General features: G+C 61.2%; 25 protein-coding genes. 7 read left to right on the forward strand and 18 right to left on the reverse strand.

The annotated features are described in order from the left end of the window. Positions 1 to 106: 106 nt before the first annotated feature. Positions 107 to 1,165, reverse strand: coding sequence for a PA0069 family radical SAM protein (locus DBR00_RS19710; RefSeq protein ID WP_108486653.1), 1,059 nt, complete (start codon positions 1,163 to 1,165; stop codon positions 107 to 109). Between the two features lie 92 nt (positions 1,166 to 1,257). Beyond that, positions 1,258 to 2,166, reverse strand: a complete 909-nt coding sequence (locus DBR00_RS19715) for an AEC family transporter (protein WP_108486654.1) — start codon at positions 2,164 to 2,166, stop codon at positions 1,258 to 1,260. Positions 2,167 to 2,275: 109 nt separating this feature from the next. On the opposite strand from DBR00_RS19715, the gene DBR00_RS19720 reads away from it, so the two are divergent. Further along, on the forward strand, positions 2,276 to 2,680 hold the full coding sequence (locus tag DBR00_RS19720) for a GFA family protein (RefSeq protein ID WP_108486655.1): 405 nt from the start codon (positions 2,276 to 2,278) through the stop codon (positions 2,678 to 2,680). Here the strand turns inward: DBR00_RS19720 and DBR00_RS19725 are convergent. From DBR00_RS19725 to DBR00_RS19765, 9 genes are all read right to left on the reverse strand, one after another. Beyond that, entirely contained in the window at positions 2,677 to 4,629 is a 1,953-nt protein-coding gene (locus DBR00_RS19725; RefSeq protein ID WP_108486656.1) for a DUF4105 domain-containing protein, read from the reverse strand. The two genes, DBR00_RS19720 and DBR00_RS19725, sit on opposite strands and share 4 nt — an antisense overlap. After that, the gene (locus tag DBR00_RS19730) at positions 4,626 to 4,946 is read right to left on the reverse strand and encodes a DUF2388 domain-containing protein (protein ID WP_108486657.1); all 321 of its coding nucleotides are present in this window, start codon (positions 4,944 to 4,946) and stop codon (positions 4,626 to 4,628) included. Before DBR00_RS19730 ends, DBR00_RS19725 begins: the two co-directional genes overlap by 4 nt. Before the next feature lie 102 nt (positions 4,947 to 5,048). Next, entirely contained in the window at positions 5,049 to 5,366 is a 318-nt protein-coding gene (locus tag DBR00_RS19735) for a DUF2388 domain-containing protein (RefSeq protein ID WP_108486658.1), read from the reverse strand. An 80-nt stretch (positions 5,367 to 5,446) separates the two neighbouring features. Continuing rightward, a complete protein-coding gene (locus tag DBR00_RS21540) occupies positions 5,447 to 5,653 on the reverse strand; it encodes a DUF1127 domain-containing protein (protein ID WP_108486659.1) in 207 nt (68 codons plus the stop codon). A gap of 264 nt (positions 5,654 to 5,917) precedes the next feature. Next, complete coding sequence (locus DBR00_RS19745; RefSeq protein WP_108486660.1) at positions 5,918 to 6,133, reverse strand: DUF1127 domain-containing protein; 216 nt, start codon at positions 6,131 to 6,133, stop codon at positions 5,918 to 5,920. 439 nt (positions 6,134 to 6,572) lie between these two features. Beyond that, positions 6,573 to 8,009 carry an NAD(P)(+) transhydrogenase (Re/Si-specific) subunit beta gene (locus DBR00_RS19750; protein WP_108486661.1) on the reverse strand — a complete coding sequence of 479 codons (1,437 nt, stop codon included), beginning with the start codon at positions 8,007 to 8,009 and terminating at the stop codon, positions 6,573 to 6,575. After that, positions 8,009 to 8,323 (reverse strand): NAD(P) transhydrogenase subunit alpha, encoded by a 315-nt coding sequence (locus tag DBR00_RS19755; protein ID WP_108486662.1) that lies wholly within the window; start codon positions 8,321 to 8,323, stop codon positions 8,009 to 8,011. Before DBR00_RS19755 ends, DBR00_RS19750 begins: the two co-directional genes overlap by 1 nt. 14 nt (positions 8,324 to 8,337) lie before the next feature. After that, positions 8,338 to 9,459 carry a Re/Si-specific NAD(P)(+) transhydrogenase subunit alpha gene (locus tag DBR00_RS19760; protein ID WP_108486663.1) on the reverse strand — a complete coding sequence of 374 codons (1,122 nt, stop codon included), beginning with the start codon at positions 9,457 to 9,459 and terminating at the stop codon, positions 8,338 to 8,340. 556 nt (positions 9,460 to 10,015) lie between these two features. Then, positions 10,016 to 10,924, reverse strand: a complete 909-nt coding sequence (locus DBR00_RS19765; protein WP_108486664.1) for a LysR family transcriptional regulator — start codon at positions 10,922 to 10,924, stop codon at positions 10,016 to 10,018. 196 nt (positions 10,925 to 11,120) lie between these two features. On the opposite strand from DBR00_RS19765, the gene DBR00_RS19770 reads away from it, so the two are divergent. Together DBR00_RS19770 and DBR00_RS19775 are read left to right on the forward strand one after the other, a co-directional pair. Further along, the gene (locus tag DBR00_RS19770) at positions 11,121 to 12,299 is read left to right on the forward strand and encodes an acyl-CoA dehydrogenase (RefSeq protein WP_108486668.1); all 1,179 of its coding nucleotides are present in this window, start codon (positions 11,121 to 11,123) and stop codon (positions 12,297 to 12,299) included. A 141-nt stretch (positions 12,300 to 12,440) separates the two neighbouring features. Next, entirely contained in the window at positions 12,441 to 13,664 is a 1,224-nt protein-coding gene (locus tag DBR00_RS19775) for a CaiB/BaiF CoA-transferase family protein (protein WP_108486665.1), read from the forward strand. A 6-nt stretch (positions 13,665 to 13,670) separates the two neighbouring features. On the opposite strand, the gene DBR00_RS19780 is transcribed toward DBR00_RS19775, so the two are convergent. From DBR00_RS19780 to hmpA, 3 genes are read right to left on the reverse strand one after another with little or no spacing between them, the layout of a single operon-like run. Next, on the reverse strand, positions 13,671 to 14,861 hold the full coding sequence (locus DBR00_RS19780) for an NnrS family protein (RefSeq protein ID WP_108486666.1): 1,191 nt from the start codon (positions 14,859 to 14,861) through the stop codon (positions 13,671 to 13,673). Next, complete coding sequence (locus tag DBR00_RS19785) at positions 14,848 to 15,102, reverse strand: hypothetical protein (protein WP_069521419.1); 255 nt, start codon at positions 15,100 to 15,102, stop codon at positions 14,848 to 14,850. The genes DBR00_RS19780 and DBR00_RS19785 overlap by 14 nt, the downstream gene beginning before the upstream one ends. A 22-nt stretch (positions 15,103 to 15,124) precedes the next feature. Beyond that, positions 15,125 to 16,306, reverse strand: a complete 1,182-nt coding sequence (gene hmpA / locus DBR00_RS19790; protein ID WP_108486667.1) for an NO-inducible flavohemoprotein — start codon at positions 16,304 to 16,306, stop codon at positions 15,125 to 15,127. A 174-nt stretch (positions 16,307 to 16,480) separates the two neighbouring features. Here hmpA and norR point away from each other — a divergent pair, with 174 nt between their 5' ends. From norR to DBR00_RS19805, 3 genes are all read left to right on the forward strand, one after another. Beyond that, positions 16,481 to 18,037 (forward strand): nitric oxide reductase transcriptional regulator NorR, encoded by a 1,557-nt coding sequence (gene norR, locus DBR00_RS19795; RefSeq protein ID WP_108490529.1) that lies wholly within the window; start codon positions 16,481 to 16,483, stop codon positions 18,035 to 18,037. Positions 18,038 to 18,191: 154 nt separating this feature from the next. After that, positions 18,192 to 19,427, forward strand: a complete 1,236-nt coding sequence (locus DBR00_RS19800) for an HD-GYP domain-containing protein (RefSeq protein ID WP_108490530.1) — start codon at positions 18,192 to 18,194, stop codon at positions 19,425 to 19,427. A 132-nt stretch (positions 19,428 to 19,559) separates the two neighbouring features. Further along, the gene (locus DBR00_RS19805) at positions 19,560 to 20,093 is read left to right on the forward strand and encodes a DUF4410 domain-containing protein (protein WP_158271586.1); all 534 of its coding nucleotides are present in this window, start codon (positions 19,560 to 19,562) and stop codon (positions 20,091 to 20,093) included. A 44-nt stretch (positions 20,094 to 20,137) separates the two neighbouring features. On the opposite strand, the gene wecB is transcribed toward DBR00_RS19805, so the two are convergent. The 3 genes from wecB to DBR00_RS19820 are packed head-to-tail and all read right to left on the reverse strand — an operon-like array spanning position 20,138 to position 23,687. Further along, the gene (gene wecB / locus DBR00_RS19810) at positions 20,138 to 21,259 is read right to left on the reverse strand and encodes a non-hydrolyzing UDP-N-acetylglucosamine 2-epimerase (protein ID WP_108490532.1); all 1,122 of its coding nucleotides are present in this window, start codon (positions 21,257 to 21,259) and stop codon (positions 20,138 to 20,140) included. A gap of 59 nt (positions 21,260 to 21,318) precedes the next feature. Continuing rightward, entirely contained in the window at positions 21,319 to 22,392 is a 1,074-nt protein-coding gene (locus DBR00_RS19815; protein WP_218276650.1) for a glycosyltransferase family 4 protein, read from the reverse strand. Next, on the reverse strand, positions 22,389 to 23,687 hold the full coding sequence (locus tag DBR00_RS19820; RefSeq protein WP_146180717.1) for a hypothetical protein: 1,299 nt from the start codon (positions 23,685 to 23,687) through the stop codon (positions 22,389 to 22,391). Before DBR00_RS19820 ends, DBR00_RS19815 begins: the two co-directional genes overlap by 4 nt. Positions 23,688 to 23,925: 238 nt before the next feature. Between DBR00_RS19820 and DBR00_RS19825 the strand changes: the two genes are divergently transcribed. Continuing rightward, positions 23,926 to 25,245 carry a sugar transferase gene (locus tag DBR00_RS19825; protein ID WP_108490534.1) on the forward strand — a complete coding sequence of 440 codons (1,320 nt, stop codon included), beginning with the start codon at positions 23,926 to 23,928 and terminating at the stop codon, positions 25,243 to 25,245. Between the two features lie 87 nt (positions 25,246 to 25,332). Here the strand turns inward: DBR00_RS19825 and DBR00_RS19830 are convergent, their stop codons facing one another. Continuing rightward, on the reverse strand, positions 25,333 to 26,358 hold the full coding sequence (locus DBR00_RS19830) for an AraC family transcriptional regulator (protein WP_108490535.1): 1,026 nt from the start codon (positions 26,356 to 26,358) through the stop codon (positions 25,333 to 25,335). Positions 26,359 to 26,646: the final 288 nt, after the last annotated feature.

Below are 26,646 nucleotides of genomic sequence, written 5' to 3' on the forward strand. Positions count from 1 at the left end.
CGACCTCTGAACCTGAAAAAACCTGCTAAAGCGACAGCCAAGCAGGCTGGCAAGTCACATGCCAAGTGTCACTGGCGCAGGCGCTGACGGCAACCTTGCACGCCTGTTACAGCAGCGCCAGCTGGCCACCCGGCGGACAGAAGCGCGTGCAGTCCAGGTTGAACGCCTCGCGTCGATTCAGACCCAGGCGCTTGCTGGCCAGGGCAAAGCGTTGCGCGAGCAATTCGGCAAACGCCCCTTCACCGCGAAAACGCTGACCGAAACGGCTGTCATACAGCGCACCGCCCCGGCTCTGCCGGATCAGGCTGAGCACATGCTCGGCGCGCTGCGGATAATGCGCCTGCAACCACTCCTCGAATAACGGCGCCACTTCACGTGGCAGGCGCAGCAGCATGTAATTGGCGCTCTGCGCGCCGGCCTCCTTGGCCGCTGCCAGCAAGTGCTCCAGCTCCATGTCGTTGATCATCGGGATCATGGGCGAACACAGCACACCAACCGGAATACGGTTGTCACGCAGCACGCGAATCGCCCGTAGGCGCGCTGCCGGCGCAGCGGCACGCGGCTCCATGATGCGTTTGAGTTCGTCATCCAGGGTGGTCAGGCTGATCATCACCGCCACCAGCCGCTGCTGCGCCAGCTCAGTGAGCAGATCGAGGTCACGCAGAATCAACGAACCCTTGGTAACGATGGTGACCGGGTGACGGTAGTCAAGCAGCACCTTGAGGCTGTTGCGCGTCAGCAGATGCTGACGCTCGATCGGTTGATAAGGATCGGTGTTGGAACCCAGGTTGATCGGCGCACAGACATAACCAGGCTTGCTCAGTTGCTGTTCAAGCAGCGCCACGGCGTTGGTCTTGGCGATCAGCTTGGTTTCGAAATCCAGCCCCGGCGACAGATCCCAGTAGGCGTGACTGGGCCTGGCATAACAATAAATGCAACCATGTTCACAGCCACGGTAGGGATTGAGCGAGCGGTCGAAGGGCAAGTCCGGCGACTGGTTGCGGGTGATGATGCTTTTTGCGGTTTCGCTGCGCACCTCGGTTGCCCGGCTGGGCGGCACCTCCTGAAACCAGCCGTCATCGCTGGCGATAATGCGCTGCGGCGCAAAACGGTTATGTGGATTACTGGCGGTCCCGCGACCGCGCGGCGGCAAAGAAACGGACATGGGCTGGCTCCATAAATTACTGTATATAAATACAGTAATTTATAAGCATCACCAAGCTTCGAGCGTCCGCCCGCCCTTTCCTGGGATATGCATCAGCCAGCCACCAGTAGCAACAACAGCGGCAAGCTGGCCGCCGCCAGCAGGGTTTGCAGGGTGATGATACCGGCCATCAGTTGGCTCTCACCGCCCAGCTGACGGGTCAGTACATAGGCAGTAGGCGCGGTTGGCAGGGCAAAGAACAACACCAACACCGTGCTTTCCATCGCCGGTAAATGCAGACCATCGGCGACCAGCCAGGCCAGCAAGGGCATGCCCAGCAGACGCAGCAGGCTGTTCCACCCCAGGGCCGGAATCTCGCCGCCCAACTGCTCCGGTTTCAGCGCCGCACCGACACAGAGCAGACCCAGCGGCAGGCTCGCGGCTGCCAGCAGGCTAAGCAGACGGTCACTGCCGCCCGGCAGGCCAAGGCCACTGAGGTTGACCAGCGCGCCGCCCAGGCAGGCTAGGATCAACGGATTCTTCAGGATCGGCAGCAACAGTCTGCGCGCACTGACGCCACGCTCGGCTGTCAGCGACCAGACGGACAGCACATTCACCGTCGGCACCATCAGGGCGAGCATGATGGCCGCCAGGGTCAGGCCTTCTTGGCCAAACAGGCTGCCCACCGCCGCCAAGCCGAGATAGGTATTGAAACGCAGAATGCCTTGGCTGAACGCGCCAAAACGCCCTGCAGGCCAACCCCGCACCCGTCGCACCAGCAACAGCGCCAGCCAGGCAATACCCAGCGCCAGCAGCACCGCCAAACCTAGGCGCGGCAACGCCGGATTATCCAGCGGCGCCGTCGCCAGGCTGCTGAACAGCAGCGCCGGGAACAGTATGAAATAGTTCAGCCGCTCAGCACCCGGCCAAAACGCCTCATTGGGGAACGCCCAGCGACGCAGGTAACAGCCTGCAACGATCAGGGCAAACAATGGCCACAAGGCCAACAACAGTTCGGTCACGGGAGCCCCCGGCGGTGGTCAGCGCTCATATTGGTCAGCCCTATCGCGTGACGCAAGGCCGATGTCGGGATTAGGCTAATTGACCTGAGCATCCCGACGAGGACGTCCTATGTCTGCTATCCATCAGGGCGGTTGCCACTGCGGTGCCTTGCGTTATGCGTTCAGCGCGCCGCTACGCGACATTGCCCACTGTCATTGCTCGATCTGCCGACGCAGCACGGGCGGCATCGTCACGACCTGGATCAGCGTGCCGCAGACGAGCTTTCGCTGGCTGGCCGGCAGGCCGCGCGAGTACGCCTCGTCAGCCAGTTGCACACGTTATTTCTGTGGGCAATGCGGCGCGCATCTGGCGTTGCTCACCCAGCTCAGTCCGGAGACCCTGGATGTAACCGTCGCTACGCTGGACGAGCCTGAACTGGCCCCGGCGGATCGGCATATCTGGGTGCAAAGCCGCCTGCCCTGGCTGCACCTCGACCCGCAGCTGCCCGAGGAAGACCAGGAAATCATGGGCTAGGGCAACTGCAGGCCGCCGCCGGATTTATGCAGGGCACGCAGATGCGCACCCAGTTGCGTCAGGTTGGTTTCAGTGGCTTGCATCTCGGCCAAACGAGCCGGCTCCAGCAGAGTGCGCACTTCTTGGTCGAGGTTGTCACTGAGCTGGCGCAATTGCTGCTGGCGCGCCTGGCTTTGGGTTTCCAGTCGCTGCCATTCGGCGCGCTGCGGCAGGCCGTAGCCGCCTTCGAGCAATTCCGCCGGGCGACTGAGAAAACCGCTGTTGGCGAGGATCTGATGCAACGCACCACCGGCCTTGTTCAGCGTGGGATCAACACCATCACGGCCACTGAGGTAACGGCGCTTGAGCTCATCCTGAGCCAATAGCAGTTGCCGACGCAGTGCCGCCTGCTCGAGCAGCAGCAGGGCCGCGCTGGTGCGCAGATCGGCGCGAGCAAACCAGGGCTGACGCTGCTCCGCCGGTAAGGCCAGCCAGTCCTCGACTTGGGTCTGTTCAATCGGCAGCTGTGCCTGCAGCACACTGAACATGGCCTGGTAACGGTCACGGAACGAGTCGAAGCGATAGCCCAGACGCAATGCCTCGGCATCGTCAGCCAGTACGCTGCGGTCGGCCAGACCACGCGCCAGCAGGGTGTCGAGCAGGCCATTGGGCATGATGCTGTCGAGCGCGTGCAGACGCGGATGCTGAGTACCACTGCGCAGCAGCTTGAGGGTTTCCACAGCACAGTTGTTGGAAAGGAACCAGTAGTCGCCGTCATAGCTCCAGTGTTGCTCGACGGCGCGGGTCACCAAATGCTCCAACTGCACACGGTTCAGCCTGAGCGGCACCGAGGCCAGGCTGCGCAGCTCCACCTTGGTGTATTCCTCGATCACCTGCTCCAGTGGCAGCACAAACAGCCGCGAAGGGTAGGCACCCGTCAGGCCATCCCAACTGGACAACTGCACATCACCAACAAAGGCCCGATAGGACAGCACCAGGTGCTCCTGCAGATCCAGCCGACAGTCCGGCCCCAGCGGCCGACCAGGCGCGCAGATGACCAGACGCAACATGCTGTGGCCCCAACGGCTGGCCAGTGCATCGTTGGCTTCGGCCAGCAGGTAATCCACCTGATACACCCGCTGCGGGTCGATACTGCCCAGCGGCTGGCGAGCGAAGTCGCGCCCGGCATTCAGGTAGGCCAAGCCTTCAGCGCAAGGCTGCTGATTCGCCGGCGTCCAGGCGAAATGCGCGCTCATGTAGCGTGCCAACGAAGGCCGGCGACAGGCGTAGCTAGGGTCGAGGAGGAAATACTCCATGTTGACGGCGAGAAACTCGCGTGGGTTGCTCAGTTCGTAGCTATCCGGGCTGCGCGCGACCTGATGATTGTCCTGCTCGCGCGTACCACGCCGGCCGACCTGCTGCGGCCAGCCGGCCAGGTCGAGCAGCAGCGGATCATCACTCAGGGTAAAGCGCCGCGCCGTCTGTCCCCGACAGTAATCCGGCAGGCCAACAGCACCCAGGCTCTGCTCGCGCTGACGGCACTGGTGTTGCAGTTGCCGCTCTACCTGCGGCCAGAGCTGGGCGCGGTCATAGAGATGGGTAATTTCGTGCAGCACCGTCGCCAACAATTCGCGGCGCACAGTGCCATGAGGACGTGAGGTCAGGGTGGTGGTGCGACTGCCGTCGCTTAACCCAGGCAGCAACGCGCTATTCAGTTCAATGCCGCTGAAACGCCCGGCGCGGCCATACACCTGCGCAGGCAGATTGCGCCAACGCACGCTCACGCGACGGTCGAGTTGCTGCTTGAGGCGTGGCGGCAAAGCGGCCAAGGCGTCTTGCAGCAGTTGCTGGCTAGCCTGGCGCTCAGCAGGACTGAGTTCGGCATCCGTGAGTTGCAGGCGCAACTCGGCTTGGCTACAGGTGCTGGCCAGTAACGCCAACCCAAGCAGCCAGGTACGCGACCAACTCACAGCGCCAGGATGGCTTCGGCCAGTACCAGATCGGAAGCGCTCTGCGCTTCAGGCACGTGGCTACGAATGATGCCGATGGCCGCTTCCAGCTGGGCACCACGGAACTGCCCTTGGCTGGCAACAAAGCTGGCCGCATCGTCACGCGCCGCGAGCACGACTTTCGAATCACGAATGGACGTGGTGGTATCCGAGGTGAAATCGAAGGAACGATCCAGCGCACGCACGATGATATTGCTGGTCGCCACCAGGGTTTGCGCCTGTGCGGTGGCACTGAGCAGTACAGCTGCAACCAGGGTACTGAGCAAGATAGGGCGCATATGCATCTCCAAAAATCAGCCATTCCGTCGGATGGGCCTGCTTAGACGGGCAGTGTGCCGCACAGTTCCACCAGCGCTTCTGGCCAAGCGCTGGCGGCGCGTTCAAAGGCTGAGGATTGCCGTCGCCAGCTGCATGTCGTCGCCCTGCAGCGTCGGTACCTGCTGACGGATATGCTGCAGAGCGGCCTCCAGGTGCACTCCACGGATGTTGCCCTGGCTGGCGACAAACGCAGCGGCGTCATCGCGCGCGACCAGCACAATCTTGTCATCGGTAAAAGACGAGGACACATCGGAGATCGCTTCCGAGGTCGCCCCAATCGCTCCCACCACCGCATCGGTGGTAACCACAAAGCTGGTCGCGCCAGCCGTGCCTGCCAGAGCCATTAATGCAGCAAGGCTCAAGGTCTTTATCACATTCATATCCACACTCCTGAAAATGGCCCAACAGACAGGCTGGGTTCAGTGTAGACCCCGGCTGTGCGGGTTGGTTGCCCGGCGGCCTAGCGCCAGAACGGCTTTGCCAACTCGGCCTGACGCTGCGCCTCGGTGATGCCGGCGTCGGCCAACTGACGGCTATCAAGGCGCGCCAGTTGTCTGCGAACATCTCTATTACGCTGCCAGCCACAGAATGCTAGATAGGCGCGTAACCAAAGCGGTTGATCCACCTGAGTGTTTTGCGAGGGCTCATGCTTGATTGTGCGTTCCATAGCGCAACTCCTTGTCAAAGACGAAAAAAGGCAACCTATGGTGCGCAGAAGCGGAGAGCAGGGTCAGAGACAGCGCCTGAAAATTGTTATGGCGCAGTAGGCTTTTTATAAGAACTGTACCGCTTAGCAGCACAGCAGACTGTTGCAACCAGTCAACGGCCTGAGCACTTTCCCGGCACATAAAAAGAAAGCCCCAACACGCAGGGCGCTGGAGCTTTCAAAAATCCCATTAAGGGAGGAGCAGAAATCGGTGCTTGGTGACGCTTAACGCCAGAAGGGCTTGCTCAGTTCAGCATGACGCTGTGCTTCGCTGATGCCGGCGTCGGCAAGCAGACGGCCATCAAGGCGCGCCAGCTGGCGGCGGCTAACAACGCGGCGCTGCCATTGCAGAACAGTGGTGAAGATACGCAGCGGCAGGGCGCTGGAGCCGGTGGATTGGCTGTGGTCGAAAAACAGGTCGGAACTGAGGGTACGTTCCATGGTGATCATCCTTCCGCTTGTGGCGGGTCAGTGGTGTGTTGCGATGGGAGAATTATGCAGCGCACACCCATGGCGCTGTAGCCACAGCTGAATTGAATTGCAGGGCTAATAGATAGGTTGCTTTGTAACTGTGCTGTATTTTATTGCGTTAACTGTAATGCTAATAAGTGATTCGCTCTGAAATTATGGAATTACCAGACTTATTAACTGCCTTATATAAAAATAGCAGTGATTTATAACCAGTACAGTTACGCATTGCACTGCTGTGACAGCTGACCTGTTTTTCAGATTCTGCGCGGGTTAACAGCGTTTTCTGATCGATCAGACAATTAAGGGCGTGGGCACTGTTGTTTGCGCAAATCGGCCCAACGGCGGGATATACGCGCATAAAAAAGCCCGGCGCGAAGGCCGGGCTCTTTCAGCAACGCTGCGGCGCGTGTTACTCCACCGCTTTAACCATGTCTTCGATGACTTTCTTGGCGTCGCCGAAGACCATCATGGTCTTGTCCAGGTAGAACAGTTCGTTGTCCAGGCCGGCGTAACCGCTGGCCATCGAGCGCTTGTTGACGATCACAGTCTTGGCTTTGTAGGCCTCGAGGATCGGCATGCCGGCGATCGGCGACTTCGGATCGTTCTTCGCGGCTGGGTTGACCACGTCGTTGGCGCCCAGCACCAGCACCACGTCGGCCTGGCCGAACTCGGAGTTGATGTCTTCCATCTCGAACACCTGCTCGTAAGGCACTTCGGCCTCAGCCAGCAGAACGTTCATGTGGCCCGGCATACGACCGGCAACCGGATGAATCGCGTACTTCACGGTCACGCCGCGGTGAGTCAGCTTCTCGGCCAGCTCCATCAGTGCGTGCTGGGCACGGGCTACCGCGAGGCCGTAGCCCGGAACGATGATCACGGTGTCGGCGTTGGTCAGCAGGAAGGCGGCGTCGTCGGACGAGCCAGACTTAACCGGACGCGCTTCCTGGGTACCGGCTGGGCCGCCGGCATCTGCCGCGCCACCAAAGCCACCGAGGATGACGTTGAAGAACGAGCGATTCATCGCCTTGCACATGATGTACGAGAGAATCGCGCCCGAAGAACCCACCAGCGAACCGGCAATAATCAGCATCGAGTTGTTCAGCGAGAAGCCGATACCGGCCGCCGCCCATCCCGAGTAGCTGTTGAGCATCGACACCACCACCGGCATGTCAGCACCGCCAATCGGGATGATGATCAGCACGCCGATGACGAAGGCCAGGGCCACCAGAATGGCGAAGGCGGTGATGTTGCCGGTGAAGGTGTAGTACAGACCCAGGCCGATGATGGCCAGGCCAACCAGCAGGTTGACCAGGTGCTGGCCCTTGAACTGTACCGGTGCGCCCTGGAACAGGCGGAACTTGTATTTACCCGAGAGTTTGCCAAAGGCGATGACCGAACCGGAAAAGGTGATCGCGCCAATGGCCGCACCGAGGAACAGTTCCAGACGGTTACCGGCCGGGATTGCATCACCCAGGGCCGCAACGATACCCAGGGACTGCGGTTCGACGACGGCGGCAATGGCGATAAACACCGCAGCCAGGCCGATCATGCTGTGCATGAAGGCGACCAGTTCCGGCATCTTGGTCATTTCCACACGCTTGGCCATGATCGAGCCAGCGGTACCGCCGACCAGCAGGCCGACAATCACGTAACCGATGCCCTGGGTGGCAATTTCAGCACCGAGCTTGTAGATCAGGCCGACGGTGGTAAGCACCGCGATGCCCATACCGATCATGCCGAACAGGTTGCCGCGACGCGACGTGGTCGGGTGCGACAGGCCTTTAAGCGCCTGGATAAAGCAGATCGAGGCAACGAGGTAGAGAACAGTGATCAGGTTCATGCTCATCAGTGCTTCTCCGCCTGCGCCTTGGGCGCTTTCTTCTTGAACATTTCCAGCATGCGCCGGGTTACCAGGAAACCACCGAACACGTTGACCGCCGCCAGGGCCACCGCCAGGGTGCCCATGGCTTTGCCCAGCGGGGTCACGGTGAGGGCAGCGGCCAGCATGGCGCCGACGATGACGATCGCGGAAATCGCGTTGGTTACCGCCATCAGCGGGGTGTGCAGGGCCGGGGTGACGTTCCATACCACGTGGTAGCCCACATAGATGGCCAGCGCGAAGATGATCAGGTTGTAGATGCCGTCAGAAATCATATCCATGAGCGGTACTCCCCTTAGCCGTTAGTGCGCACGACGTTGCCATCGCGGCACATCAGGCACGCAGCGACGATGTCGTCTTCAAGGTTGAGGTGGAACTTGCCTTCGCCGTCGATGACCAGCTTGAGGAAGTCCAGCAGGTTGCGTGCATACAGCGCGGAAGCATCCGCCGGCACCATGGCCGCCAGGTTGCTGTGGCCCACGATGGTCACGCCATGCTTGATCACCACCTGCTCGGCTTCGGTCAGCGGGCAGTTGCCGCCTTGCGCCGCCGCGAGATCGATGATCACCGAACCTGGTTTCATTTCCGCCACAGTGGCTTCATGCAGCAGAGTCGGCGCCTTGCGGCCCGGAATCAGTGCGGTGGTGATGACGATGTCAGCCTGCTTGGCGCGCTCGTGCACCGCCTTGGCCTGACGCTCCATCCACGAGGCGGGCATCGGCCGGGCATAGCCGCCCACGCCTTGGGCGCACTCACGCTCTTCATCGGTCTCGAACGGCACGTCGACGAACTTGGCGCCGAGCGACTCGATCTGCTCCTTCACGGCAGGACGCACGTCGGAGGCCTCGATCACCGCACCCAGGCGCTTGGCCGTCGCGATGGCTTGCAGACCTGCCACACCGGCACCAAGAATCAGCACGCGTGCGGCTTTGACCGTACCGGCCGCCGTCATCAGCATCGGCATAAAGCGCGGGTAGTGATGCGCCGCCAGCAGCACGGCCTTGTAGCCGGCGATGTTGGCTTGCGAGCTCAGTACATCCAGGCTCTGTGCGCGGGACGTGCGCGGCGCAGCTTCCAGGGCAAAGGCGGTGATGCCGCGGGCATTCATGCGGGCGATGGTTTCGTTGCTGAACGGGTTGAGCATGCCAACCAGCACCGCGCCGGTTTTCATGTGGGCCAACTCGGCTTCGGTCGGCGCAACCACTTTGAGCACCAGATCGGCACCAAAAGCAGCGGCATCATTGCCGATGGCGGCGCCAACGGCTTCATAGGCACTGTCCGGAATGCTGGCGCTGACGCCGGCACCGGTTTGCACAGTCACCTGATGGCCCTGGCCGATCAGCTTCTTGATGGTTTCGGGAGTTGCGGCAACGCGCGTCTCACCAGCATGGGTTTCGAGAGGAACACCGATGTGCACTTCAATTCTCCTGCGTGATCTTTTTAGTGAACCGGCGCACTGCGGGTGGCACGCGGGCAATGGGGAGGATCAGCACAAACCCGACCTGCAAACAGCATTGATACAAGCGGGGCGCGGCATTTTGCAGGCGAAGGCCATAGCCTTCAAGGCGTTATGAAGTAAAACCTTGCGATAACTACAAGTCACTGCATGACCTCACAACCAGCAAAAACCCGTAAGGCCTTGTGGAGCAAGGCTTATAGCCAGTCGAGCGAAGCAAAGTAGGGTTTATACATTCTTGACGTAAATGCAGCGCCATCAGATCAACGGCGATACCCCTGATAAACCGGTAGAACCACTGTTTCAGGGGGCTGCAGGGGCATTTGTGTGCAAAAAATGCAACACCTGGCACGCGCCGGTAGGCGGGTAAGTGTAGCCATCCAGATAGCTGACTACGGGGTCAACATTGATCAAGCCCGCACGCTGGGGGGCCTTTCTCGCGAGGTAACGGTTTTTCCGACCAATTGCCGCCGAAGCTTTGACGGTCTTTCTCGCCAACAACCTGACAGACCGTTGTCTATTTCAAGCCATGGACCAGGGCATAGGCATGCGCCTCGCGCACCAGCCAGTCGCGCAGCAACAACAGTGCCGCCGATTCCAACTTGCGCTCGGGAATCATCAGGTAATACGCCTTGTCGGTCGGCAGGCTCAACGGCACAGCAATCACCAGCCGTCCCTCATCCAACTCACGGCGAATCAGAAACGGCGGAATCAGTGCAACGCCCATTTCGTGCATGGCCGCCTGGGCCAACATGGAGAACAGCTCATAACGCGGCCCGGTCATGTCTCGCACGGTACTCACCCCCTGGGCATTGAACCACTGACGCCAAGCGTAAGGCCGCGTGGTCTGCTGTAACAGCGGCAGGTTGGCGATCTGCTCGGCACTGAGCGCCGCCTGGCCGCCCAGCAACGAAGGGCTGCACACCGGCATCGGGTTTTCGCCCATCAGTAGATGGGCCTGGGTACCGGACCAGTCGCCATCGCCGAAGTACACCGCCGCGTCGAACTCGGTATCGGCAAACAGAAAGGGCCGCGTGCGGTTGGTCAGGTTGACCGTGATCTCCGGGTGCAGGCGCTGAAAATCCTTCAAGCGCGGTAGCAACCACTGCGTACCAAAGGTCGGCACCACCGCCAGTTCGATACTCATCGCGCCCTGCTGGCCCATCACCGCCAGGGTGTCGCGCTCCACGGCATCAAGCTGTCCGGCCACCCGCCGCGCGTAGGATTGCCCGGCCTCCGTCAGCAGCACGCCACGGCGCGAACGGCGGAACAACTCGATATTAAGGAAGGCCTCCAGCGCGGCTATCTGCCGGCACACTGCGCCCTGAGTCAGGCTCAGTTCCTGCGCCGCTTTGGTGAAACTCTGGTGCCGAGCAGCAGACTCGAACGCGATAAGGGCGGCGGTGCTGGGAATCTTGCGGCGCATCTGTGCGTCACCCTCACTTTGATCGGTTAAACAGGCCGACTAAAGCTATCTCGAAGTGAGCAACTCGCACAACTGCGTGCGCAATACTCGTTTGCCTGCCTGCCACAAGCCGCCTACGATCAATCCACTCACCGGCGAGCGCAGTGCGGCTGCGCAGATACCCGCCCTATCACTGTCTGATTTCGAGGTTTTCGCGATGGCCAAGGCAAGCTTCAACTGGATCGACCCGCTGCTGCTCGATCAGCAACTGACCGAAGAAGAGCGCATGGTGCGTGACAGCGCCCAGCAGTTTGCCGCCGACAAGCTGGCCCCGCGCGTACTTGAAGCCTTCCGCCACGAGCAGACCGACCCGAAAATTTTCCGCGAGATGGGCGACACCGGCCTGCTCGGCGCCACTATTCCCGCCGAATACGGCGGCAGCGGCCTGAACTACGTGTGCTACGGCCTGATCGCCCGCGAAGTCGAGCGCATCGACTCCGGCTACCGCTCGATGATGAGCGTGCAGTCCTCCTTGGTGATGGTGCCGATCTTCGAGTTCGGCAACGAAGCGACCAAGCAGAAGTACCTGCCCAAACTGGCCAGCGGCGAATATATCGGCTGCTTCGGCCTCACCGAGCCGGATCACGGCTCCGACCCTGGTTCGATGATCACCCGCGCGAAGAAAGTCGACGGCGGCTACCGCCTGACCGGCGCGAAGATGTGGATCACCAACAGCCCGATCGCCGATGTGTTTGTGGTCTGGGCCAAGGATGATGCCGGCGAGATTCGCGGCTTTGTCCTGGAAAAAGGCTGGCAAGGCCTTAGCACCCCGGCGATTCACGGCAAGGTCGGCCTGCGCGCGTCGATCACCGGTGAAATCGTCATGGACAACGTGTTCTGCCCGGAAGAAAACGCCTTCCCCGACGTGCGCGGCCTGAAAGGCCCGTTCACCTGCCTCAACTCGGCCCGTTACGGCATCAGCTGGGGCGCGCTGGGTGCGGCCGAGTTCTGCTGGCACACCGCGCGTCAGTACACCCTCGACCGCAAACAGTTCGGTCGCCCGCTGGCGCAAACCCAGCTGATTCAGAAGAAACTCGCCGACATGCAGACCGAGATCACCCTGGCCCTGCAAGGTTGCTTGCGCCTCGGCCGGATGAAGGACGAAGGCACCGCGGCGGTGGAAATCACCTCGATCATGAAGCGCAACAGCTGCGGCAAGGCGCTGGATATCGCGCGCCTGGCCCGCGACATGATGGGCGGCAACGGCATCAGCGACGAGTACGGCGTGGCCCGTCATCTGGTCAATCTGGAAGTGGTCAACACCTATGAAGGCACCCACGACGTGCATGCGCTGATCCTCGGCAGGGCTCAGACCGGACTGCAGGCGTTCTTTTGATCCACACGTAGGTTGGGTTAAGGCGCGCAGCGCCGAAGCCCAACAAACAACAGCCCCATATGACCACTTTGTTGGGCTTTGCAGGCTCAACGGAACGCCGCCCGACCCAACCTACGCCCAATTGCAACCGTGAGGCCTCTCATGCCCGGCGCCCTATCGCATATCCGCGTACTCGACCTGTCCCGCGTACTCGCCGGCCCCTGGGCTGGGCAGATTCTTGGTGACCTCGGGGCTGAGGTGATCAAGGTCGAACGTCCCGGTTCAGGTGACGACACCCGCCACTGGGGGCCGCCCTATGTGAAAGATGCCAACGGCCATGACTCGCGCGAAGCGGCGTATTTCCAGAGCGCCAACCGCAACAAACAATCGCTGACGCTGGATTTCACCCAACCCGAAGGCCAGCGTTTGGTGCGCGAGTTGGTGCAGAACTGCGATGTGCTGCTGGAGAACTTCAAGGTCGGAGGCCTGGCGGCTTACGGCCTCGACTACGCCTCGTTGAAAGCGCTTAATCCACGGCTGATTTATTGCTCAATCACCGGCTTTGGTCAGGACGGTCCTTACGCCAAACGTGCCGGTTACGACTTTATGATTCAGGGCCTCGGCGGGCTGATGAGCCTGACCGGCAAGCCCGACGGCGAGGAGGGTGCCGGCCCCATCAAGGTCGGCGTCGCCCTCACCGATATTCTCACCGGCCTGTATGCCACGGTCGGCGTATTGGCCGCGCTCAACCAGCGCGAACAGTCCGGCCTCGGCCAGCATATCGACGTGGCGCTGCTCGACGTGCAGGTCGCCTGCCTGGCCAATCAGGCGATGAATTACCTCAACACCGGCGTCGCGCCCAAACGCCTGGGCAATGCCCATCCGAATATCGTGCCCTATCAGGATTTCCCCTCGGCCGATGGCAACTTCATCATCGCCGTGGGCAACGACGGGCAGTTCCGCAAACTGTGTGAGGTCGCTGGCCTGACGGCGTTGGCCGATGACCCGCGCTTTTCTACCAACAAGGCACGCGTCGCCCATCGCGCCGAGCTGATCCCGCTGCTGCGCCAAGCCACGGTGTTTAAAACCACCGCCGAATGGGTGACGCTGCTGGAAACTGCCGGCGTGCCCTGCGGGCCGATCAACGATTTGGCGCAGGTGTTTGCCGACCCTCAGGTGCAAGCGCGCGGCCTGCGCCTCGACCTGCCCAACAGCCTGGGCAGCACCACGCCTCAAGTCGCCAGCCCGCTGCGCCTGTCCGAAACCCCGGTGGAATACCGCAACGCACCACCGCTGCTCGGTGAACACACCGAGCAGGTACTCACCCGCCACCTGGGTCTAAGCGCAGAGCAGATCACCGCCTTACGTGAAGCTGGGGTGCTGTAAAACGCACTAACCCGGCTGCCCATCCACCCGCGCGGTGCAGAACATCAACGCGTAATGGCGCACAAACAGGGCAAAGGCCGCGATCCACAGTAAGCTGGACAGCCCCAGCCCTGCATCCGGTGCGAACGGCACCAGCAGCACCCGTGCCACAACCGCCAGCTGCAGACTGGCAAACGCCCAGCCCATTGCGACCGGCGGCTGCAACGGCCGACCGGTATGCCCGAGGCTGACCCGCGCCAGCATCGCCAGAATCGCCCCGCCGACCGTACCCAGCGCCAAGGCGTGGTAGGCCAAGCTGGCGTTGCTCAGCCAGCCAGCATGCCAGGCCGCCAGGGCCAGTAACGCCAGCGGCAACCAGGCATAGGCCAGGTGCAATGACCACAGCAGCGGTACGCGCCAGATCCCGGCGTCATACCAGTGCCACAGGCGCAAACCATGCAGCGCAACCAGAGCCAGCAACAGCGGCAGCAGCCATAGCGACGTTTGCACGGCCAAGCCACTGGCAAACAGCAGCGCTTGGCTTAGCGACAACACCAGCACCAGCAGATCCAGGCGCGGCCGCGGTGCAGCAGGCTCCGCTCGGTTAAGGCCACGCTGGGTAAAGAACGGAATCACCCGCCCACCGATAATGCTCACCAGCGCAGCAATCAGCAACAACCCGGCCAATGCACCGCGCCGCTGCAAATCGTCATCACCCAGCGCCAGGCCATACAGCAGCAGCCACTCGCAGCCGGCCATCAGCAACACCACGGCCACCAGCGGGTAGTTGCGCCACTGGCGTACCTGCCACAGCTGCCGTCCAAGCAACAACGCCAGCAGCGGTAGAAAGGGCAGTTGCAGCGCCAGCAAAAGTGGCAACGGCGCACCGAACAGCCAGGCCAGTCGCGCCAGCAACCACAAGCCGAACAGCGCCGCCAGCGGCCAACCGCTCAGGCCTGGCCGCCCCGTCCAGTTCTGCACGGCGGTGAGCAGAAAGCCGGCAATGATCGCCACTGCAAAACCGAACGGCAGTTCATGCCGATGCCAAACCAAGCTACCGCCCACCGGCTGCCAACCTGGCAGATAACCCAGTAATGCCGCCGCCCACAGACCGATTGCCAGCACGGCAAACAGCGCGCCACCGAGAAAGAACGGGCGAAAACCCAGCCGCCACAGTGGCGCAACGGCCAGTTCCTGCTGGCGATCACGCAACTGCACAGCAAGGCTCCTGTTGCTTGCGCAGATGTTGCTGCGCGGCCAGGCGCAGCACATAACCGAGCTTGAGCAGACCTGGGCCGATGATCGTCAGCGCATGCGCCGTGACCAGGCTGCCCATACTCAGCTGCGCCTCCAGGCCATAAGCGCCCAGCAAGCCGCTGAGCAACAGCAGCACACCGGCCAGCAGCATGCGGTTCGCCAGTTGCAGTACCCGCGATGGGCAGGATAGATACGCCAACATAATCACCTCCTAGGCCGCGTTATTAACTGTCCAGCGCGCTGGCCGGACCAAAGAACTCGTAATGGCTCTGCGCCGCCGGTACGCCGAGGCTGTGCAGATGCCGTTTGACCTGCGCCATAAACGGCTTGGGGCCGAGGAAGTAGGCATCCAGATCGCGCTGCTCAGGCAGCCATTGCGCCAGCTGCTCCAGGCTGAGCAAGCCTTCAGCATCACCCTGATCGCCCGCACGCGGCTCGCTGTAGCACACGTAATGGCGCAGCTGTGGACGCTCAGCACGCTGCGCCTCAACCCAGTCACGGAAGGCGTGCACGCCGGCATGGCGGGCGCAGTGGATAAAGTGGATATCGCGGCCCGTGTCGCGCGCCGCCTCCAGCATGCTCAGCGCTGGGGTGATGCCGACACCGGCGGTGATCAGCACCAGCGGCTTGGCCGACTCGCGCAGGACGAAATTCCCTGCCGGCGCGAACAGCTCCAGGCTGTCGCCGACTTGCAGCTGGTCATGCAGGTAATTGGAGACTTTGCCGCCCGCCTCACGCTTGACGCTGATGCGGTACTCGCGGCCATTGCTCAGGGCCGACAGCGAGTAGTTGCGACGCTGCTCGCCACCGTCCAGCAGCAGGCGCAGGCCGATGTACTGGCCGGGCTGGAATGCCGCCAGCGCGCCACCGTCGGCCGGCACCAGGTACAGCGAAACAATCTCTTCGCTTTCCTGCACCTTGCGGCTCAAGCGGAAACTGCGTGCCCCGCGCCAGCCACCCTCGGCATTGGCGTTGGCACTGTAAGCGGCCTCTTCAGCGCCAATCAGGATGTTCGCCAGTTGCCCATACGCCACGGCCCAGGCCTCGATCACCGCATCGGTGGCAATCTCTTCACCGAGCACTTCACGAATCGCCCGCAGCAGGCAGCTGCCGACAATCGGGTAATGCTCGGGCAGGATCTGCAGCGACACATGTTTGTTGACGATCTGTCCGACCAGCGGCCCCAACGCCTCCAACCGGTCGATATGCCGGGCGTACATCAGCACCGCATTGGCCAGGGCACGCTGTTGGCCGCCGCTGGCCTGGTGCGCCTGATTGAACAGCGCGCGCACCTCGGGGTACTCGCTCAGCATCATCTGGTAGAAGTGCCGGGTCAGGGCCTCACCGCCGCTTTCCAGCAGCGGTACGGTGGCTTTGATCAGGGCGGTTTGGGCAGGGGTCAACATAGTGCTTCCTCGTCAAGGTGACACGCTGCACTTGCGCAGCGCTTCGGTTCATATCACTCTGGCTATTACAGGAAGCGTGCCAATTATTTTATTTATATAAATCATAGACTTATAAATACTTGTGTCTTTATGACAGCAAGCATTCCGAGTCTTAATGACAACTAGCGTGTCCTTATGACAGCAAATCCACTGCTTACCGCCCTGATTCCCCTGGTCGCCGATCTGTCCCGCGAACTGCCAGAAGCCGAGCGCTATCGCCGCCTGCTGAACGCGCTGCGGCAGCTGCTGCCGTGCGACGCCGTGGCGCTGCTCAGGCTCGACGGCGATGTGCTGATTCCGCTGGCCGTTGAAGGGCTGAGCGCCGACACCCTTGGCCGGCGCTTCAAGCTCGACGAACAGCCGCGCCTGCAGGCCCTGCTGGCGCAACGCGGGCCGACCCGCTTTGCCACTGACTGCGAGATGCCCGACCCCTATGACGGCCTGGTCGACGGCCATCGCGGCCACTTGCCCGTGCACGACTGCCTCGGCTGTCCGCTGTATGTGCAGGATCAACCCTGGGGTCTGCTGACCCTCGACTCGCTCGATCCGGCGAGCTTCGGCCGGGTCGATCTGGATAACCTGCAAGCCTTTGCCAGCCTGGCCGCCGCCACCGTGATGGCCAGCGAACGGATCAACGCGCTGCTGCAACGCGCCGAGGATCAGCACCAGTTGGCCGAGGCTTACAAGCAGGCCGCCGTCCAGCAACGCCCGCGCGAACTGATCGGCCAGAGCGCTGTGCACAAGCGCCTGGCAGCGGAGATTGCGCTGGTCGGCAACAGTGAACTGAGCGTGCTGATCAGCGGTGAAACCGGGGTCGGTAAAGAGCTGGTTGCCGAAGCCCTGCACGCCGCATCCCCACGCGCCGCCAAGCCGCTGATCAGCCTCAACTGCGCGGCGCTGCCCGATAACCTGGTGGAAAGCGAACTGTTCGGCCATGTACGCGGGGCCTTTACCGGCGCGCACAACGAGCGCCGCGGCAAGTTCGAACTGGCCGATGGCGGCAGCCTGTTTCTCGATGAAATCGGTGAACTACCGCTGGCTGCGCAAGCCAAGCTGCTGCGCGTATTGCAAAGCGGCCAGCTGCAACGGGTCGGTGCCGACCAGGAACAGCGGGTCAATGTGCGCGTACTGGCCGCCAGCAACCGCGACCTGGCCGAGGAAGTGCGCGCCGGGCGTTTTCGCGCCGACCTGTATCACCGCCTCAGCGTCTACCCGCTGAAAGTCCCGGCGCTGCGCGAACGCGGCCGCGATGTGTTGCTGCTGGCCGGCTACTTCCTCGAAGAAAACCGCGCCCGTCTGGGCTTACGCAGCCTGCGTCTGACGGCCGAAGCCCAGGCCAGCCTGCTGGCGTACAACTGGCCGGGCAACGTGCGCGAACTCGAGCACCTGATCGGCCGCGCCGCACTCAAGGCACTGGCAGGCTGCAGCGAACGCCCACGCATTCTCAGCATCGACAGCACCCACCTGGATTTGCCGAGCAGCCAGCCAACAGCAGCACCTGCGACTCAACGCACAGCAGAGCCATACAGCCAACTGCCACTGCGCGAAGCCATCGACGCCTACCAGAAACAACTGATCAGCCAAGCGCTGGAGCGCCATCAACACACATGGGCCGCCGCCGCCCGCGAACTGGGCATCGACCGCGCCAACCTGATCCGCCTGGCCAAGCGCCTGGGGTTGGAAAATGGCTGACAACAGGCCGCATAACTGCAGGCACGTTGCTAACATTTGAGTAGGTTCGACCTGAGCCTGTTGGTCCCGGCAATAGGCAAATGCAATTTGTCGAAGCGCCGGCCGGAAGTAGCTAATAGCCACTGTATTTTCCCGCTCCCTGCGGAGAGCCCTTATGGCTGCTGACACCCATACAGATCGCATCAAAGTCGAGGCTGCGCAGCTGACCATCGGCATGTATGTGGTGGAGCTGGATCGGCCATGGACGGACACATCCTTTCTCTTTCAGGGCTTCCGCATACGTCAGCAGCAGGAAATCCGCCTGTTACAAGAAGCCTGCCGCTATGTCTGGGTCGATGCGAGCCGCTCAATCGGAATGCTCAGTCAGCTGACAGAGAACCTGGCGCAGCCCGACAACCTGCAACCGGTGATTGCCAAGGTCGAATTCAACCTGGAAATACAGCAGGCCGCCCCCACCTGGCATGCAGCTCGTGAGGAATCGCTGCGTATCCTGCAAGCCATAAAAATGGGGCAGGAGCTGGATGTCGGTGCCGTCAAGGCGGTGATCAAGGACTGTGTCGAAAGCATTCTGCGCAACCCGGCGGCCATGCTCTGGCTGGCGCGCATCAAGAACAGTGATGATTACACCGCCGAGCACTCACTGCGGGTTTCCATCCTGTCGATTGCTCTGGGTAAAGAACTCGGCCTGCCGGCATATCAACTGGAGCAGATCGGCGTCTGCGGCATGCTCCACGATGTCGGCAAGATCAAGGTACCCAGCGAGATTCTCAACAAACCCGGCGCGCTAACCCACGATGAACTGCGCATCATGCAGAGCCATGCGGCTGAAGGGCGCAAGCTGTTGATGAGCAATCAGCAGATCACCCCAGCCACTGTCGACGTGGCTTACTCGCATCACGAGCGCCTCGATGGCAAGGGCTACCCGCGCGGCCTGGATGCCAGCAAAATCCCTTACTTTGCCAAGATCATCGCCGTTGCCGACAGCTATGACGCGATCAACAGTGATCGCATTTACAGCAAAGGCAAATCCAGCCTGGAGTCGTTACGCATACTGTTTGATGCCACCAACAGCCATTTCGATGAAGAAATCGTCGGCTGTTTCATTCGCTTGATCGGCATCTATCCACCGGGTGAAATTGTCGAACTGAACACCGGTGAGGTCGGCATCATTATTGGCTGCGCGCCCGGCAATAAGCTCAAGCCCAGGGTGATACGGGTGCTGGATGCAGAAAAGCAGCCCTGCAAGGAAAGCATCATCGACCTTACCCAAACTGTTCGGGATGCAGCGGGAAAGCCCTATCGAATTCGCGAGGTACACAGCAGCGGAGCCTTTGGCATTGATATTGAAGCCTATCGACGCAAAGGTCTGATGATCCCTGACAACCTCTGAGGTGCTCACAGCATGAGCGTTCAGCTCAGAACGCCGCTCACCCACCTCACCCGGCAATTCGCCGGCTACGGCTCGACAGCGGTATCCGCTTGCTCTAGCGTCCCAGCTCCGATCCGATTATTCAGGCCTGCCATGTCCAAGATCCTGCCCGCTGTATTCGCCGTGTTGTTGCCGATCATGGCCACCGCCGCTGAACCTCAGAAAACCTTCTACCTGAGCCCTTTCGCTGTGGAGAACCCAAACGACAAGCAACAGCGTGAACACGCGGCACAGCTGGACGACGCCTTGAAACAGGCCCTGCTGGCCCGCCAGATTAAGGTGCAGCCGCTCAATGACCAGGCGGCCTTGCCTGACAGCGGCTGGCTGATTCAAGGGCAGGTGTCGAGCCAGGCCGGCCGACGCCTGGTGCGCACAGCGGTTGGCTTTGGCGCAGGCGCCAGTGCTGTCGAGGCACAGGTGTGGATCAGTGATCTGGCGGCCGGAGAGGTGCAGCAACTGACCGCCCAGGACCGCTCCGGGCGTCTGCCTGGGGCGCTGCTCACCCGCAACCCTCAACTCGCAGCAGCCAAATTTCTCCTGGAGCGCCGGGCGCTGAATCGCAACATCGATGAAGTGGCCGGGGAACTGGCGGATGACATCAGCCGCTCACTGTCCCAAACACCCTAAACACTGCATTGCCGGCCGGGCGACACCGCAGCGCGGCAGCACGATCAGCGGCTAACAGGCTCAGGTAACGCCACCTCGCGCATCTGCACGGCATGTGCTGCCAGCACCTGGAGAATCCGTTGACTGGCCTGACCGTCGCCAAATGGATTACTCCAATTGATGGCCACTCGGCGCAGGCTTTGCTCAGCCTCGACCAGGCTGTACTCCGTCGTGACCGGAGCGAGCCGAGCGGCGCCACTTTCCAGGCTTTCCGGACGCTCGGTATTCGCCCGCAACACCAGGCAGGGCCGCTGTAGCACGCAGGCCTCTTCCTGCAGGCCACCACTGTCTGTCAACACAAGTTGGGCGCCCTGCAACAAGGCAAGCAGGTCAAGGTAGGTCACCGGGTCGATGGCTTTGATGCGCGCCTGGCCACCAATGATCTGTTGATGCTGATGGCCGAGTCTGGGATGGACAGGGAAAACCACTGTACGCTCCAGGCTGTCGGCCAGGCGCTGTACGGCTGTCATCAACCGCGCAAAGTGCCCAAGATCATCCGTGTTGCCCGGCCGATGGCAGGTCAGCAGCAGATAGCGGCCTGGCTGCAGGTCGAGTGTCGAATGAATGGTCGAATGCTGTTCGGCGCGCCGGGCATGGCGCAAGGTCGCGTCGTTGCCAGTATTTCCCGTTACATGAACATGCGGCCCCTGGATCCCCTCCTTGGCCAGCAAGCGCTGCTGCAACGCAGAGGGGCAGAACCAGAAGCTGGACAGGTGATCCAGCAATATCCGGTTCACTTCCTCAGGCATGGTTTTATCATAGCTACGCAACCCGGCCTCCACATGCGCAACCGGAATATTCAATTTGTTGGCAGCCAGCCCACCGGCCAGTGAACTGTTGGTGTCCCCTTGCACCACCACATAGTCTGGCTGCAAGGTCTGCAATAGCGGCTCTATGCCCATCATCATCCGGGCCAGTTGCGCCGTAGCCGTCTCAGAACCGACCCCAAGGTTGAAATGCGCGCGAGGTAGTTCAAGTTCGTCGAAGAACACGCTGTCCATTGACGCCGCATAGTGCTGATTGGTGTGAATCAGCGTGTAGTGAATGCCCTCGCGAATACAGGCACTGATCAACGACGACAGTTTGATTATTTCCGGGCGTGTACCCAGTACAAATACCAGATGCATTGGGTGCTGCTCCGAACGATCCTGGGGGATGGAATGACTCAAGAATGCTGCGTGCGCTATCAGCGGCCAAGCTGGCTTGATGGAGAAACCAAGCTCTCATAGAGCCTGACAAGCGCAGCTGCTTTGCGTTGCCAGGTAAACCCCTCGCGCACCGCCTCAATGACGGCCTCCGAAACATTGCTGGACGCGCTGTGTGCAACGCTCTCGGCAAGGGCATTGGGATTCCCCACGGGGAAAATCGCTTCCCAACCCACAACGTCGGTGATGGAACGACAGCCTTCGATATCTGAACAGGCAATCGGCACCCCGGCGAGGAGTGCTTCTAGCACCACAGTCGGCATGCCTTCCCGTTCCGACGCCAGTAGCATGGAGTCACACCCCGCCATCATCCGCTGCGTCACGTGGTCGTCTTGCCAGCCATGAAAGCGAACGCGCGCGGTCAATTTCTGCTGCGCAGCCAACGCCTCAAGTCGCACCCGGTCAGAACCTTGCCCAACGATATGCAGCACGGCCTGTTTCAGGTGCGGGGTGTTCAGTGCAGCAATCGCATCATCGAGGCGCTTTATCGGGTCGAGACGGCCCACTGAAAGCAATGCCGGGGAGCCCTCTAGTTTAATGGGGGCGTCGGCTGTGGCCTGGCGGCGCTCATCGATGCAGTTGGGGACGATCATGGTTTTCTTCGGGCATAAGCCGCGCTTGGCCAACTCACCTTCCCAGCCCTGATGAAGCAGAATAACGGTTGCGGCCCCGCGCACCATCACGCGCTCAACCGTTGTGTCCCATACGCGTTTGGCCAAGCGGTACCACAACGGCCCAGCGTTGTAGTAGCAATGCGGTGTATAGATCAAGGGTACGCCACGTATGATCGCGCATGCCGCGGCCAGCGCGGCTATCGGCGAGCGTGCACCGTGCACATGAACCACGTCACTGTTGCCAACGGCACGCCACAACTGCCCGTAGCTTCCTTTGCATAAATTGGCAGGGCTGCTGTCTGCGCTGATCAGCGGGGCAAGAATCGTCAGCCGAATGGCAGGGTTAGCCTGGATCGCCTGGGCCAAGCCCTGGATATGGCGCGCCACGCCGCTGCACAAGGGCTCGAACTCTCGGCTGACATGCAGCACTTGTATGGTCACAGATCGCGCTCCAACGGTTGTTCTCGTTTCAGTCGCTGCAGTAAATCGGCAAAGCTTCCGGACGGGCGCGAGAAGCAGGCAGCAAGCCATGTGTTCTGCGCCTCGGCGCAGGCAAGGCGAAAGGCATGATCCTCCTGCAGGCGTCGATACAGCGCTGAAAGCTGATCAGCCGTCTCCACCTGCAAAGGGGCCGCCACGACATCGCGTGCCACCGTGTTGCCCGCCAAAGGAAGTCGAAGGGTTACGACCCAGTGCCCTGCCAGTGCGGCATCGAGCATCGCGGTGGAGCAGTAACCGGCGACAAGGCAGCAAGCCGTCGCTGCTGGCTTTAGTTCCGCATGCGGTGGCTGCCGTGTGGCGGTGGCCACTGCACCGATGTAGGGCTGCCCTTCCTGAGGGTGCAGCAGGATACGCGCTTGCGGTATGACGTCCAACAGATCGGCGGCGAATGTACTGAGCATGCCGTGAATACCGTCCCCGAGCACCTGCGCATGGGTCTGGGAAAGCAGTGCAACAGCTGTAGGTGCGCTGTGGGTTGACGTCATGACCATCTCGCCACGCCCCAGGGCATCTTCAATCAACCGGGTTCCTGCCGCAGTCTGGGCGGTAAATGCACGGCGGCTGCTGCTGCCCCAAACCACATACCAATCGGCATGCGTTGGAAAGAACTCATCTGTTGGTATGCCGTGCTGCAGACAGATCGCCGGCAAACCAAGACCGATAGCAGCTCTGCTCATCAGATCAAAATCGTTGTGCAGTAAGAGCACCCCACGGCATTCGGCCAGGGTTTTCTGCAGGCTGGCGACCCAGAGTCGGCGCCGAGTCAGACAGCAAGCCAGGGTCAGAGGGTACTGCTTCAATGAACCCATGAAAGTACGCAGTGCGGACATCCATGAGCGCCAGCCGATTCGAGCGGGACGCATGACAGGCAGACCCGCCGCAAAAAGCGCAGGCCGGAGTCGAGGGTGAGCCAGGACTAGGGGCTGATAACCCGTAGCGGCGATATCAGGAAGACTACGCGACAGGGTTCCCCAGCCGCTGACGCCGGCCAGGGTAGTGAGCATTACAGCCTGGTGTGTAGCAGAGCCACGTGGTTCAGGGCCGGTATGAAACAGCAATAACCACACATCGCGCAGCAGTGCCGCACATGCCCGCAATCGGGCCATCAAGGGTGATCTACCCGCGGCCAGAAAGAACATCTCATGGCGCACGGCTGCAGCTTCTTCGCCAAAGCGCTGAAGCAAATCAACATACTGCTCCGAGAACCTGCCTCGCAGCCCAGTTGATGACTTCATAGGGTAATATCCGCCTGTTCGAGTGGCGTTACGCTACAGCTGGTGACGCTCAGTTGCCAACTCCGGTTAAGCAGTGCTTGGTTGGCTGACGATAGCCTATGCGCATCGTGCAAAGTGCCGAGCCACATGAACATTACGTTATGAGAGTATTGGCGTATGCGCCCTGTGTAATGCCGGGACACTTCGTTTAACTCAGATTGAGTTGTAAGTCGCGCCCCTAAGACAAGGCTTCGGGCGCATGAGTACGTTATTGGGATTATTGAAGGGCCGATCGTTGAGTAGTCACAGCGTTAAAGTCCCTGCTTCGCGCTATTGGTTTCGCGGCATCACGGTCGGTGTGATGGCCTGGCTGGCCAGCGAGTTAGTTGCGCCACAGATGCTGGGTGAGACCGTTTTTCTGGGGGCAATGCCGGCTGTACTGCTGTTCATATTCTTGGACCGCCTGATGCTCTGCCCCCAAAGCCGGCTGGCAGAGCGCCTGGCAACCAATCTTGGTCAGTTGCTAATCACGCTTGCGGCGGCGAACTCTGTTGCTGCGCTCGCTGATACCTCATTGCCGTGGTTGTGGTCAGTGGCGTGGTTGACCATGACCGGCCTGAGCCTGGTCGCTTTGGAAATGCTCAATAATCAGGTTGCCGCTTGGCGACCACAGATGCCCATTCAAGTAATCGCTGGAGAATGCCGTCACGCCAGTGAGTACGTTGCTCAGCAGATCAGCGCCACGCAGCAGCTCACGCGCGAACAGGCCGTTGCGTGGCTGAGTGATGAGCACAGCCGTCCTCCTGCAGGACAAGTGCTTATCTTTGATGCCTGTTTACAAGCCCCAGCAGCGCCAACCTGCTCAGCCGCAGATCAGCATGTGCCTGGAACAGCGTTGTCTGCAGCTCAGAAACGGCTCTTCGACTTAATGTGTGCATCCCTTCTTCTTGGCTGCTGCGCACCCATCATGTTGGGCATCGCGTTTATTGTCCGCGCGTACGACGGTGGCCCGGTCATATTTCGCCAGAAGCGCCTGGGCCTGCACGGGGTTTGCTTTACGGTATTGAAGTTTCGCAGCATGCGCGTGAGCGCAGGGCATGACCCGCTGGCTCCTCAGGCGCAGAACCATGATCCGCGTATTACACCGGTTGGTCGGTGGATACGTCACTGGGGGCTGGATGAGCTTCCACAACTGCTGAACGTCATGCGGGGCGATATGTCCATGGTCGGCCCGCGACCTCACGCCGTCGCACATGACGTGCACTATGCCGCCAGCATCGCGTATTACAACCTGCGCCAAGCAGCCAAGCCCGGTTTAACAGGCCTGGCGCAAATACGGGGGCGGCGCGGTGAAACCAAGACCATTGCCGACATGCTGCTGAGAGTCGCCGATGATCTGGAGTACATCTCCCGGCAGTCAGTGTTTTTGGACACCTTCATCGTATTGAGCACGCCGCTCGCCTTGCTTCGTGGCACAGCCAAGAACCTTCGTTCAGCGCATCAGCACGACTCGCCCGCCCCAGTCGCAGCACAAACATCGAGGCCCGCCGAACAGTCCTCCAGGGAAGTCATGTCCTGACACCTGGAGTGCAAGCTGAGCTGATCAACCGACGGTGCTTCAACCAATGCGTTGTCCATCACGCCATTCAGTGGACGCAGATGAGGGCTATGACCCCTTCTGCTGCGACCGATATTCACCCGGCGTTAGCCCGGTCCATTGGCGAAACGCACGAAAGAATACGCTGGGCTCCGAGTAACCGAGCAGCAGGGCGATTTCGGCGGCGGGCAGGTCACTGTTGTTCAGGTGCTGCTCGGCCAGTTGCCGGCGGGTGTCGTTGAGCAGTTGCTGGTAGTTGCAACCTTCATCGGCCAGACGTCGTTGCAGCGTGCGCTCGCTAAGGTGCAGATGGCGCGCCAGTTCACCACGATCTGGCTCGCCGCGGGCCAGTTGCTGGCCGAGCAAGGCCACCACGCGGACGCTCAACCCTTCACTGGGCAGCCTGGCGAGCAGGACCTCTGCGTGCTGGCGTAACAGGTTTTGTAACGGCGGGTTGGCCTGGATCAGCGGCGCGCTGGCCAGGCGGCGCGGCAGGACGATACCGTAATCACGTGCGGCAAATTGCAGCGGGCAGGCGAACGTGTCGCGGTAACTGTCCAGCCTCAGCGGCTCTGGATGAACAAACTGCGCGCGCAGCAGCTGCCAGTTATCCAACAGCGGATGGAACATCTGCACCCAACAGGCCATCAGTGCCAGCACCCGAGTACGGGTGGCCGGCAGTTCAGGATGCAGCGGGCGGTAGAGCAGCTGCAGCTCATCGCCCTGTTCGCGCAGCTGCACCTCGCCTCCCTCACCGACCAGGCGCTGGTAACGCAGCCCGGCAGCCAGTGCGTCACCCAGGGTCGGGCTACTTTGCAACAAGTAGCCAAGCACGCTGAACGGCCCAGGGGCGAGGTTGCAGCCCAGCGCCAGCCCAGGCTCAGCGTGTTCAATGCGACTGAGGTGCTGCCACAGCTGCTCCTGCGTGGCGAAGGGCACGCGTGCATCAGGATCGCTGAGCTGCTTATCGCTAAGTCCGCAGTCGCTCATCAGCTGAGAGCGATCAAGCCCCAGACGACTGGCCGCATGCAACACCGCGAGGGTGATGCTGGCACTGACCGAGGTATGTTGTGAATCCAGAGTGTGTTTGGCCATGGCCTGATTCTGCCCAAAGCTGTGGCTCGGCGGTAGCGGTTAGACGGATTGAGGTCCACAAGCGTGGCGCCTTACCGAGGAGGACAGAATGGTGGTTAACAGGAAATGCCTGAACGTGGATGTTGCCGGCGATGCTGTGGAGCATGCTCTCAGGCTATGCAGACAGGCCAACGAGTACGCCCTTTGGATTGCCACGGGTGGTCAGAAGGGCATGTACTCGGTGGCGGGCCAGTCGATTTGTCGCCTGCTCAATCCCGGGGCAGACGAGCACGGAGTTGCATGCACGGC

It is taken from the genome of Pseudomonas sp. HMWF032 (assembly GCF_003060885.1).
GTDB lineage: Bacteria > Pseudomonadota > Gammaproteobacteria > Pseudomonadales > Pseudomonadaceae > Aquipseudomonas.